This is a genomic window from Ulvibacter sp. MAR_2010_11 (assembly GCF_002813135.1).
In the GTDB taxonomy this organism is placed as follows: Bacteria; Bacteroidota; Bacteroidia; order Flavobacteriales; family Flavobacteriaceae; genus Altibacter.
Genome location: NZ_PHTY01000001.1, coordinates 1432875 through 1445612, shown reverse-complemented (window position 1 = coordinate 1445612; position 12738 = coordinate 1432875). Strand labels below are relative to the sequence as shown.

Sequence of the window (12738 nt, the reverse complement as noted above, 5' to 3'; positions counted from 1 at the left end):
TATGATTTCATAGAGGTTTAAAAATTCTTCCATCCTTATTTTTGAAGTCTCCAATCTACTTTATTGAGTTGAAAACCTACTTGGCTCTGGTATCACTCAAAATACACCGGCATGAAAAAAGCATTTCTATTTATCAGTTTTCTTCTAACTTCGTTCATTGGGTTGTCACAGGTTGGTATAAACAACACAGATCCAAAGGCCAGTTTAGATATTAGCGCAAACAATGTTGCTACTCCTGCAAACACAGATGGCATTTTAATTCCCCGTATCGATAATTTTCCTTTAACGCCTCCCGCAATAGATCAGGATGGTATGATGGTTTTCGCTACAGGGAATGGTACCCCTGCAAAAGGTTTTTATTATTGGGATCAAGGCACAACTTCATGGGTTTCGGTTGGAGGAGGTGTTGATACCCAAAATACACTCGACGAAGCCTATGATGAAGGAGGAGCAGGGAGTGGAAAAAACATAAATGCAACAGACGGTGCCATACGTATTAATGGTGATGACGGATTTTTAGTTACCGGCACTTTTGGAAGCGGGGACCTAATCGATACTGAGATCACAGGTACAGGAACCCGTATGTTTTTCAATCCCAGAAAAGCAGCTTTTAGAGCAGGCTATTCTGAAGATGCGAGATGGGATGATGCTAACATTGGAGATTATTCATTTGCCGTAAACCGAAGAAGTATGGCCTCGGGATTTGCATCGGTTTCACTGGGTTACGACAGTGAAGCTACCGGAGATTATTCGTTCGTAACCGGATACAATAGTGCTGCTGATGGCGATAATTCATTTGCTTTTGGATCATATTCATACACCAATAATTCAGAGTATGCGGTAGTATTTGGAAATCAAACGAATGCCCGCGATGATTATTCCTGGGCTGTTGGTTATGGAGTTAATTCTTATGGGGTGCATAGTTTTGCCAAAGGAGAAGGTGTGACCTCCTATTCGTATGGAGAAACGGTTTTTGGGTTTAATAATACCTCCTATACAGCAAATTCCGCTACCACATTTAATGCAGCAGATAGGCTTTTTGTCTTGGGAAATGGAGTTGGGGCAACACCAAGTAATGCATTAATTGTGTATAAGAATGGCAGCATGAACATTAATGATGCATATACTTTGCCGAACACCGATGACACCGCTGGACAAGTACTAACCACCGATGGTGCAGGAATTGTAACGTTTCAAGATTCAGCTGCAGGAGTAGAACGGATCAATGACCTTATTGACGGGAAAAGTGACATTGACGGTACAAACAACGGTTCCTCTGTGTTTTTAGGAATAAGCGCCGGAGCTGCAGACGATAGCACCGATAATAAAAATGTAGGAATTGGTTGGAATGCTATGCAGAACACATCTACCGGTATTGAAAATATTGCTATTGGAAACAGAGCCTTACAAACTAACACTAGCGGAGGTGGAAATATTGCAATTGGTCATCAATCGCTATTGAATAACACCAACGCCGATTCAAACGTAGCTGTTGGAGGGTATAGTCTAAGAGACAACACAACCGGAGATGAAAATACAGCTATTGGTCCGGTGCATTAATTGATAATGAAACAGGAAATGCAAATGTCGCTTTAGGATACCAAGCCAACTATGAAATGATTTCAAATAATAGTAATACCGGTATTGGCTATCAAGCATTAATGAGAACTCAAGGTAATTTTAATACCGCCTTGGGACGTGAAGCAGGAGAATATGTAGATGGCAATAACAATGTACTATTGGGCTATCAAGCTGGTTCTGCAGCTACCACAATAACTAGATCCGGAAGTGTAATGATTGGCTATCAGGCCGGGTATGGATCTACCGGCAATAACAAAATATTTATTGAAAATTCTTCAGCCGGAGCCAACAATGCCTTAATTTATGGTGAATTTGATAATAACATTTTAAGAACGAATAGTGAATTTCAAATAGGAAACCCATCGGGAACCGGTTATGCCTTTCCCACAACCGACGGTTCCAACGGGTAGGTATTAACCACCGATGGTTCAGGCAATGTAAGTTGGGGTAGTTCAAATAATGGATCGGTGGTTCGAGCTTTAATGAGTGGCACACAAAATCTTCCTGCACTATCATGGACAAAACTTGACTATGATAATGCATTAATTGACACAAATACCGAGTTTAACACAACCAATAACAGATTTGTAGCTACAAATACCGGATACTACCGGGTGCATGCGGGATATTATGAAAATGCGGCAACGACGCTTCTGAATATAGCAGTTTATGTAAATGGCACCCTATATTCCGAAAACTATGTCTATGGAATTAGTTCAAATATAATCGCCACAGCCGATTGCATTGTTAGTTTGAACGCGACAGATTTTGTGGAAATTTTTGTTTACAATCCGTACGGAAGTGTTGTCACCTTAGACCCAACAGGCATAGAACATCGCTTCTATTTTGAAATAGAACAAATTCGATAAGATCCTTTTGAGGAGGAGGAGCTTAGCCCCTGCGTTGCAGGGGTTTTTTTATCCTATAGCGAAAATTCTACTGCTCCGTTTGCTTCTTGCTCCTTGAATCTGGTCACCAAATCTAAGGCATCGGGTATTACATCGCTGCAAAGTACAATGAGCGAGTCCTTTTGGGCATGATTTACCGCAAAGGTAATCGCCTCTCTTTCGGAAGGGATGATCGTTGTCTTTTTCTTTGGGTCTTTCATCTTTATCCCGTCACTCAACATTTTTATGAGTTCATCTTCAGTTTTTCCACGCAAATGTTTGTCTTGTCTAATAATAATTTCATCGAACATTTCGGCAGCCAAACTTCCCATTTCGTTATTGTCCTCCACTCTTCTATCTCCCACCCCGGCGATGATGCCCACTTTTTTGGTGCACTCAATGGTATCGATAAATTGTTTTAGGGCTCTCATCCCGGCAGGATTATGGGCGTAGTCCAATAACACCTTAAAGTTATCAAAATGAAAAAGATTAAGCCGTCCGGGAGTCTGTGATGCCGAGGGAATAAAGGTTTCTAACGAAGCTTTTATATCCTGAATACTTATTCCACGAACATGGGCTGCCAGTACCGCCGCCAATACATTTTTAATCATAAAGGTTGCCTTCCCTCCATAGGTTAATGGAATTTGTTCAACTCTCATAATTCGCATCTTCCAAACACCTCTGCAAATAGTGACAAAACCATCTTCAAATACTGCCGTGATTCCTCCTAAACGCTGTAACGCCTGAATTCTGGGGTTGTTTTCGTCCATCGAGAACAACGCAACATTACAATTTACAGTGCGTCGCATATCGTACACCAAATCGTCATCGGCGTTTAAAATAGCATAGCCTTCGGGTAAAACCGTTTCGGGGATAACCCCTTTCACCTTGGCTAATTGCTCTACAGTATGAATTCCCTTAAGTCCGAGGTGATCTGCTTCTACATTGGTCACGATTCCAACATCACATTTATGAAAGCCTAAACCTGCTCGCAACAATCCGCCCCTAGCGCATTCCAAAACTGCAAAATTCACCGTGGGATCTTTGAGTACAAATTCAGCACTTGCAGGGCCGGTACAATCTCCCCGCATTAATAACCTGTTTTGAATATATACCCCATCACTGGTGGTATAGCCTACTCTGAAGCCGTTCATTTTTGCAATATGTGCTATCAACCTGCTGGTGGTAGTCTTTCCGTTAGTTCCTGTAATTGCGATAATAGGAATTCTACCTGTATCCCCAAGCGTTGGGAATAACTTGTCCACTACCGGTGCCGCTACATTTCTGGGAAGTCCGGAGGTTGGTGCCAAATGCATTCTAAATCCGGGACCGGCATTCACCTCTAATACAGCACCTCCTGTTTCAGAAAGTGGCTTGCTAATATCGGTGGTCATTACATCGATGCCACAAATATCAAGGTCGATAATCCTTGAAATACGCTCCGCCATTTCTACATTCTCGGGATGCATAATATCGGTTACATCTTCGGCAGTTCCTCCGGTACTAAGGTTTGCGGTATCCTTTAAAAGGAGCATTTCATCCTTCGGAATAACCGAATCTAATGTGTAACCTGCGTCTTTTACAATGCTTTTGGTTAAATCGTTTACTGTAATTTGCGTCAATACATTTTCATGTCCATATCCACGACGTGGATCGCTGTTTACTAAATCAATTAATTCCTGAACGGTTGATTTCCCGTCACCAACCACATGAGCAGGAGTGCGTAAGGCAGCAGCAACAAGTTTGTTATTGATAACCAGTAATCGATAATCTCTTCCGGTGATAAATTTTTCGACTATTATCGCACCACTTTTAGAACTTTCTTTGGCATTATGGAAGGCTACAAGGGCCTCTTCATAATTTTGAATATCGACCGTAATTCCTCTTCCGTGATTCCCGTCTACCGGCTTTATCACTAATGGAAATCCCACATATCTGCAGGCCTCTTCAAGGCTGCTTTCTCTTCTTATTATATCCCCTTTTGGCACTTCTACTTCTGCCTGCTCCAGTAGAAATTTGGTGTCTTCCTTGTCGCAAGCCAACTCTACTCCTATGGATGATGTTTCAGAAGTAACGGTAGCCTGAATTCTCTTCTGATTGGCGCCATATCCTAACTGACAGAGCGAATATTTATTTAATCGTATCCACGGAATTCCACGGCTGGCAGCTTCTTCCACTATAGATCCGGTACTGGGGCCCAAACGCTCCGCCTCCCTCAACTCGCGCATGGTCTGAATATCGTCGTCCATCGCATAGGCTTCTCCAGCAATTAGGGATTCACATATACGCACCGCTGCCTCGGCCGCAAACCGACCGACATTTTCTTCCATATACGAGAAAACTACATTATAAACTCCTTTCTCACCGTAGTCACGGGTCCTTCCGAAGCCGGTGTCCATACCTGCCAAGGTCTGAATTTCTAAAGCTATATGCTCTATGATATGCCCCATCCAGGTACCGTCATCCACCCGCTGAAAAAATCCGCCGGGTTCCCCTACCGAACATCGATGAGAAAACATGCTGGGAAACATTTCCTTAAGCCTGTCACTAAACCCCGGAACCTTATTAGATGGAATTTCCTCCATCTCTTCCAAGTCCAGCACCATAACAATTAGCTTATGACGGCGCACCGACCAGTAATTGGGGCCGCGCATTGCATTTATTTCTCTTATTTTCATAGTTGGTGGTTTAGTGTGACAATAGTGAAAGATTATAAATATATAATTTTTTTTAGAACAAAACTCCTATTTTTGCGGTCAATAAAATTAGTCCATGAGCGTAAAAGGAATCTTAATTCCCATAGGTGGAAATGAAGACAAGGGAATAGAAATAAGCGAGATTTATCATCTCGAATTTATACAGGAAGGGATCCTTTCCAGAGTGGTAAAAGAGAGTGGAGGCAAGGATGCTTCCATTGTTATTATTCCTACGGCTTCCAGTATTCCCGAGGAAGTTGGCGAGAACTATTTACATGCCTTTAGGAAATTGGGATGTACCAATTTGCACGTTATGGACATCCGGGAACGTTCTCAATCTGAAGAACCTGAAAACATAAAACGCATCAAAAAAGCAAACTGTGTCATGTTTTCGGGTGGAAATCAATCGAACATTACCCGTGAAATTGGCGGTACTACACTACACAAAATTATGATGGAGCGTTACAAAAAGGAACGTTTCGTAATTGCCGGAACCAGCGCAGGTGCCATGTGTATGTCTCAAGAAATGATCACCGGTGGCGGTATCAAAGAAGCGTTTACCAAAGGCGCCACAGGAATGGGTGAAGGCATGGGATTTATTCCCAACCTAATTATCGACTCACATTTTATTCGTCGCGGACGCTTCGGAAGATTGGCAGAGGCCGTGGCCAAATTTCCAAAATTATTGGGGATAGGGCTTGCTGAAGACACCGGATTAATCATTAAAGATTGCAATAAAGTGGAGGTGATCGGCTCCGGGATGGTAATTCTATTCGACCCCAGAAAACTGAAGCACAACAACCGTAAACGAGTTGATGATGGTTCGCCAATGTCGATAACCAATTTAAAGACACATATTCTGGCTAACGGAGATCATTTCAATATAAAAAAGAATAAGATAAAGGTGTCTCCCTACGGAATAACAGTAACAGACGCTCAGTCTTTATAGATAGCAATTTCTTTTTCCCCTTCAGAAGTTTTAAAAGCACGGTACATGCCTTCGGTATTGAATGGCATGGTAATATTGCCTTTTGCATCCACGGCAATTAAGCCTCCATCTCCCCCTATTTCGATGATTCTTTTATGTATTACTTCCGAAGCTGCCTCCTGCACAGACAACCCTTTGTACTCCATAAGACAGGATACATCGTAAGCGACCACGCCACGTATAAAAAACTCGCCACTGCCGGTACAACTCACTGCGCAGGTTTTGTTATTCGCATAATTTCCGGCACCAATCATTGGGCTGTCCCCTACGCGACCCCATTTCTTATTGGTCATTCCCCCTGTTGAAGTTGCAGCAGCAATGTTTCCATTGATATCACAAGCTACGGCACCAACTGTCCCGAATTTTCCGTCTTTCTTTACGCTGTGATCTAATTGAAAGGTAGTGCTGTCCTTAATTCCTTGCCACTGTTGGTATCGCACCTCATCATAAAAATAATCGGGTGTTAGTATTTCATAATTATTCTTTATTGCGAACTGCATCGCACCTTGGCCCGCCAAAAACACATGATCTGTTTTTTCCATGATATCACGTGCCAGAGAAATTGGGTTTTTAATTCCCGTGATTAATGAAGCTGCACCTGCATCTAAAGTTTTCCCGTCCATAATGGCGGCGTCCATTTCGTGCGTCCCCTGATTGGTAAAAACAGCTCCCTTCCCGGCATTAAATAATGGAGTATCTTCCAATAACTTCACTGAAGTTTCCACAGCATCCAAGGCACTTCCTCCTTTTTCCAAAACAGTATATCCAGCTTCTAAAGCCGTGGCTAAAGCGTCTTTGTATTGTGTTTCCAGCTCAGCGGTCATCAAACCTTTTACAAGTGTTCCGGCGCCTCCGTGGATTGCAATTGAGAAATTTTTCATTGAAAATATTTAAGTGGCGAAAATTACGAATTGCAATTCAATTAATTTCGATTGACGGGAGAAGTTTTGTAGTTTTATACTCTTCAATATATTTTAAACATGTCCAATCAAAAAAGACTCTTTCTAGTAGATGCCTACGCTCTTATTTTCCGTGGGTATTACGCTTTTATAAAAAACCCTCGAATTAACTCTAAAGGAATGGATACCTCTGCTATTTTGGGGTTTACCAATTCTCTAATCGATGTAATCAAACGTGAACGCCCCGATCATTTGGCAGTTTGTTTCGACAAAGGAGGAAGTGATGTGAGAAACGAAATGTACGCCGAATACAAAGCCAACCGCGATGAAACGCCCGAAGCCATAAAAATCGCTGTTCCTTATATCTGTAAAATTCTGGAGGCCATGCATATTCCCATCATGGTAAAAGAAGGGTTTGAAGCCGATGATGTAATTGGAACCTTGGCTAAAAAAGCTGAAAAAGTAGGCTATCAAACCTTTATGGTGACGCCCGATAAAGATTTTGCACAGCTGGTTTCTGAAAATATTTTTATGTACCGCCCGGTTTTTGGAGGCGGTTATGAAACCTGGGGTATTCCTGAAGTTAAAGCAAAATTCGAAGTGGAAGATCCACTACAAGTAATAGACTTGCTGGGTATGATGGGCGATAGCGCAGATAACATCCCCGGACTTCCGGGTGTGGGTGAAAAAACCGCCAAAAAATTTATCAAGGAATACGGAAGCATGGAAAATCTTTTGGCAAATACACACGAGCTAAAAGGAAAAATGAAGGAAAAGGTGGAAGCCTCTAAAGAACTAGGAATGCTCTCCAAGGAACTCGCTAAAATATTATTGGACGTTCCGGTCGAATTTCACGAGGAAAACTTCGAAATGTCCCATCCGGATATTGAAGAGGTAACCAAAATTTTTGAAGAATTGGAATTTAGACGGCTTACCGATAATTTTCTAAAAGCCTTTTCTTTAGAAGCTCCTTCGGAAGGAACCCAAACAGCGGGGCCTACAACTTCAGAAAATAAAACAAGCCCGGCAACTATATCAAAAAGTTCTAAATCGGCAGGAGCGGGACAATTTTCATTATTTGACGGAGATGGAGAAGCGTCCGAGGCTCCCAAGGCCTACAGTTCACGAAAAACCATCAATGACACCGAACATTTCTATCAAACGGTACAAGCAGGGATGGGAACCAAGTTATTTATTCAAAATTTAATGAAGCAAACCAATGTATGCTTCGATACTGAAACTACGGGGTTAAATCCGTTGACAGCCGAACTGGTTGGAATTGCTTTTTCATGGGAAGCCGGAAAAGGATTTTATGTCCCCATGCCCGAAGAGAGAGCAGCAGCACAAGAAATAGTTGAACAACTTCGACCTTTCTTTGAAGCTGAACACATCGAAAAAATTGGTCAAAATTTAAAATACGACATAAAAGTTCTTGCCAAATACAACATTACGGTAAAAGGGAAACTTTTCGATACCATGTTGGCACACTACCTCATTAATCCCGATATGCGTCATAACATGAACGTGCTGGCCGAGACCTATTTAAATTATACCCCTGTATCTATTGAGGAACTCATTGGCAAAAAAGGGAAAAATCAATTGTCCATGCGTGATGTTCCATTGGAAAAGCAAACCGAATACGCTGTGGAAGATGCAGACGTTACGCTTCAGTTAAAAGAGCATTTTCAAAACGAACTGGGTGAAGCCAATACCCAACAACTATTCGATGAAATAGAAGTTCCGTTATTGCGGGTTTTGGCCGATATGGAGTTGGAAGGTATTAATCTGGATGAAGATTTTCTGAAGGGCTTATCGGTTCAATTAGAAAAAGACATTACAACATTGGAAGCATCCATTTACGAATCTGCCGGAGAAGAATTCAACATTGCTTCCCCAAAACAGTTGGGTGAAATATTGTTCGATAAGTTGAAACTAATCGACAAACCTAAAAAGACAAAAACAGGGCAGTATTCCACTTCCGAAGACATCCTCTCCTATTTGGCGAAAGACCATAAAATTATTCGGAATGTTTTGGAATACCGTGGATTAGCAAAGCTGAAAAGTACGTACGTTGATGCACTTCCTGAGCAGGTGGAGCCTTCCACTAATCGGGTGCACACAGATTATATGCAGACTGTTGCAGCAACCGGACGATTGGCAAGTAACAATCCCAACCTCCAAAACATTCCCATAAGAACTGAACGAGGTCGTGAAGTGCGAAAAGCATTTATCCCCAGAGATTCAGATCATGTTTTACTTTCGGCAGATTATTCTCAAATTGAACTCCGAATTATTGCTGCTTTGAGTAAGGAGGAAACCATGATTCAGGCGTTTAAAAACGGAGAAGACATTCACGCTTCAACGGCTGCCAAGGTTTTTAATATCCCATTAAACGAAGTGACCCGCGAACAACGGGGTAATGCCAAAACGGTGAATTTTGGTATTATTTACGGCGTTTCGGCCTTTGGATTGAGCAATCAAACCGATTTATCCCGAAGCGAGGCCAAAGAATTGATTGACACCTACTACAAAACCTATCCCAAACTCCGAAAGTATATGAGCGAGTTGGTGGACTTTGCCAGAGATAACGGCTATGTGCAGACTATTTCGGGCCGACGCAGATATTTAAAGGATATTAATTCCCGAAATGCAGTGGTGCGAGGTGCCGCCGAAAGAAACGCGGTAAATGCTCCTATACAAGGAAGCGCTGCCGATATCATTAAAATTGCCATGATTCAAATTCATAAAAAAATGAATAAAGCCAACTACAAAAGCCGGATGTTGCTTCAGGTACATGATGAATTGGTATTCGACATTTACAAACCCGAGTTGGATGAAATGAAGGCACTTATTAAAACTGAAATGGAAAACGCATATATACTTGCTGTTCCTTTAGATGTTGACATGGGAACAGGTGAAAACTGGTTGGAGGCGCATTAAATAGGGTAAAGGTTAAAGGTTAAAGGTTAAAGGTTAAAGGTTAAAGGTTAAAGGTTAAAGGTTAAAGTGAAATATAAGATTCTTACAATACAAACCGATACGTAGCCTTAATCAAAAAGGTGTTTTGGGGCTGTTGCCCGAAAATTTGCTTATCTGCCAAAGCACTGAACTTATCTTCCGGATTTCCTAAACCGGTAACCCCTTGAGACCACACAAAAAAGATCTCGGAACCGGGAATATACTCCCATCGCACCACCAAATTTGATCTAAACTGCACAAAGGCAAAATCGGGTTTCCCGAAACTGTAATCTACGGCACCATCTCTGTCTTCATCTACAGAATACACACCTTCCGACAACGAAATTTGATCGTTGTCATACCAGGTAACACGATCATTCAGGTCATCTGCAATAGGGTCGTTTACATAGTTAAAGTTCGAATAATTAGCTCGGAAAATAAAGGGTTGCCCGTAATATTGAATTGTTAAATTCGGATTTATGGTATAGTTGACTCTTAGGGTGGCACTCCACGAGTCGTTGTCTATTTCTCCGGTGATATATCTGGGCATTCCGTTATATGAGGCTTGGGTGACATACTGCGTTTTGTTAGGATTTTCTTCATAATTGGTATACAGTGAAATACTCATTGCGTTAATAGGTTGGTAACGGAAACTAATTTCATAACGATCCAATGAAAAATTGTTTTGCGATGCTCTGGATTGAACCGTACCTGCAGTCATACTCAACTTTTTACGTTGATCGGTTCCTGAAAACAAAAACCAATAGTTTTCGTCGTTCCATTTCCATCTTGGGCCTCCTCTAAGAACAGTATTACTGTAGATTCTGGGTTTGTGTGCTGCCCCGAAATCGGACCACCAATTGTTTTTGTAGTTTATATATCCATTCAATTCGTACTGTATACGGTTGTAGTTTCCTTCAAAATCATAAGTAGAATATTGATTTAATCCAATATTTGCTTGTCGGTACCAGGATGTGGGTTTGTTGAAAAGCCGTCTAATATTGGAGTATTGTCGAATTAAATCTGCCTGTCTCAAAAATCCGATATCATTCAGTTCCAATTCCGGTGACCTCCAAGTTCCTCCAATGTTATATCTCCAATCTCCTCCTCCGCCTTTTCCAATTTCAAATTGTCCGCCGGTTCCTGTTAATGAGGTTTTGGTAGGGTCTACATCAACATGATCAGCATCCACCCTCTGAAATAGATGCGTAAGCGATTTTTGTGTTCCTTCAATGGCTTCAGCACTCCCACGGACGGTACTTAAAACCATATCTCCTTCTATATAGTATTTCCGTTCTTTCCAATGATGCTTAAAATCAAATCCCCCCGAATAGGCATGGCTGTGAAGAAAAGAAACATTGGGGTCCATATTTCGGTGCGTGGCAGTAAAAATACCGCCAATCCATGAATTACGTTCGTTAAAATCCTTTTGCGCCCTACCCACAAAATAGTTGGTAAGGGGCTCTACAAGCGTTTTATCTTTTTCATTGTTGGAGTCGATGGTCTTCGCAAATTCTTTGGCGGTAACGCTCTCCAACACTCCTAAGGACCAACCGTTTTTTGTCTTTCCACTAAATTTGGCCGCTCCTAAAATTGTTGAGTTTATAGGCTGATCAACAAAGACGACGTTGGGATCACTCACCCAGCCTTGTGGGCTTCTACCTATACGTCTCGAGAAAAATAGATTATCCTGATCCCCGGCGAAAGGATAATCGAATATGTTCTTGTTTTCAACAAAGAAAGGTCTTCTTTCCTGAAAGAAAATTTCAAACCCATCCAATGAAATAGCTCCGGGATCTGCATCCACCTGTCCAAAATCCGGATTAATTGTAAGGTCCAAAGTAAGGTCGTTTGTGATCCCAATCTTGGCATCAACACCACCGGTTATTGTTCCATCGCTTCCATCTCTAAAAGGATTACCATTTTCTTCGGGGTAGGTATCTAGTTTAGTAAGCATATACGGCTGAATTTCCAGCTGTTTCTGAGGTTTTAAGCCTATCAATCCTCTTAATTCACCAAATTCACTTACCCATCCCGGCGAATTGGGAAGCACAGGTTGCCACAATGAGCGTTCTTCATTTCTAAAATAACGTCGTGTTGATTGTAATCCCCAAATTTGTTCTTCTTCGTTTCCAAAGCGTAACTGACTTAAAGGTATGCGCATTTCGGCAGTCCAGCCTTCAGCATCAACCTGTGTTTTTACATACCATATTGGGTTCCAGCTCGGGTCCCAATTATTACCGTTGTTCGAAATAAATTCATCTCCTTTTACCCCGGCTGCAGTTATAGTAAATGAAAACCCTGTTCGATCGTCATTATAACTATCAATATTAAATTCTACCCAGTCTCCTTCAAAGCCATCGCGTCTGGACAGACGTCTTACGATCTTGTCGGGTTCGGCATCGAAACAACGCACGGCGATATATAAATTATGTTCATCATAGACAATCTTAAACCTGGTCTGTTCGGTAGGTGCCGTTCCATTATCAGGCTGATTTTCAACATAATCTCCGGTCCAATCGACAATTTCCCATGAGGCATCATCCAAGATCCCGTCTATTTTTGGAGCCGTTGTCTGCCCAATAGATTTTGTCGTATAGCTTTTTTTATCGGGCTTAGCTTGATTGCCGGATGTGTTTTCTTCAGTTTGAGAAAAAGAAGAGAAAGTAATGCCGCAAAACACCAAGAGAAGTAAGGAAAGTCGATGGCGCATAGTAGTTGGTTTAAAC

The 12738-nt window shown here is 41.7% G+C and carries 8 protein-coding genes; 5 read left to right on the top strand and 3 right to left on the bottom strand.

Annotated features, from left to right (window positions below):
- Nucleotides 1-111 precede the first annotated feature (111 nt).
- The 3 genes from ATE92_RS06690 to ATE92_RS06680 all read left to right on the top strand — a co-directional run bounded on the left by ATE92_RS06690 (nt 112) and on the right by ATE92_RS06680 (nt 2450).
- Nucleotides 112-1560 (top strand): hypothetical protein, encoded by a 1449-nt coding sequence (locus ATE92_RS06690; RefSeq protein WP_100802964.1) that lies wholly within the window; start codon nt 112-114, stop codon nt 1558-1560.
- Nucleotides 1561-1616: 56 nt separating this feature from the next.
- Nucleotides 1617-1991 (top strand): hypothetical protein, encoded by a 375-nt coding sequence (locus ATE92_RS06685; RefSeq protein WP_100802963.1) that lies wholly within the window; start codon nt 1617-1619, stop codon nt 1989-1991.
- A gap of 72 nt (nt 1992-2063) precedes the next feature.
- Nucleotides 2064-2450 (top strand): hypothetical protein, encoded by a 387-nt coding sequence (locus tag ATE92_RS06680; RefSeq protein WP_100802962.1) that lies wholly within the window; start codon nt 2064-2066, stop codon nt 2448-2450.
- Nucleotides 2451-2503: 53 nt separating this feature from the next.
- Here the strand turns inward: ATE92_RS06680 and cphA are convergent, their stop codons facing one another.
- The gene (gene cphA, locus ATE92_RS06675) at nt 2504-5146 is read right to left on the bottom strand and encodes a cyanophycin synthetase (protein WP_100802961.1); all 2643 of its coding nucleotides are present in this window, start codon (nt 5144-5146) and stop codon (nt 2504-2506) included.
- Between the two features lie 94 nt (nt 5147-5240).
- Between cphA and ATE92_RS06670 the strand changes: the two genes are divergently transcribed.
- The gene (locus ATE92_RS06670; RefSeq protein WP_100802960.1) at nt 5241-6113 is read left to right on the top strand and encodes a cyanophycinase; all 873 of its coding nucleotides are present in this window, start codon (nt 5241-5243) and stop codon (nt 6111-6113) included.
- Here the strand turns inward: ATE92_RS06670 and ATE92_RS06665 are convergent.
- The gene (locus tag ATE92_RS06665) at nt 6101-7033 is read right to left on the bottom strand and encodes an isoaspartyl peptidase/L-asparaginase family protein (protein ID WP_100802959.1); all 933 of its coding nucleotides are present in this window, start codon (nt 7031-7033) and stop codon (nt 6101-6103) included. The two genes, ATE92_RS06670 and ATE92_RS06665, sit on opposite strands and share 13 nt — an antisense overlap.
- Nucleotides 7034-7132: 99 nt before the next feature.
- Here ATE92_RS06665 and polA point away from each other — a divergent pair, with 99 nt between their 5' ends.
- On the top strand, nt 7133-9991 hold the full coding sequence (gene polA / locus ATE92_RS06660; protein WP_100802958.1) for a DNA polymerase I: 2859 nt from the start codon (nt 7133-7135) through the stop codon (nt 9989-9991).
- Between the two features lie 82 nt (nt 9992-10073).
- Here the strand turns inward: polA and ATE92_RS06655 are convergent, their stop codons facing one another.
- A complete protein-coding gene (locus ATE92_RS06655) occupies nt 10074-12722 on the bottom strand; it encodes a DUF5916 domain-containing protein (RefSeq protein WP_100802957.1) in 2649 nt (882 codons plus the stop codon).
- Nucleotides 12723-12738 lie beyond the last annotated feature (16 nt).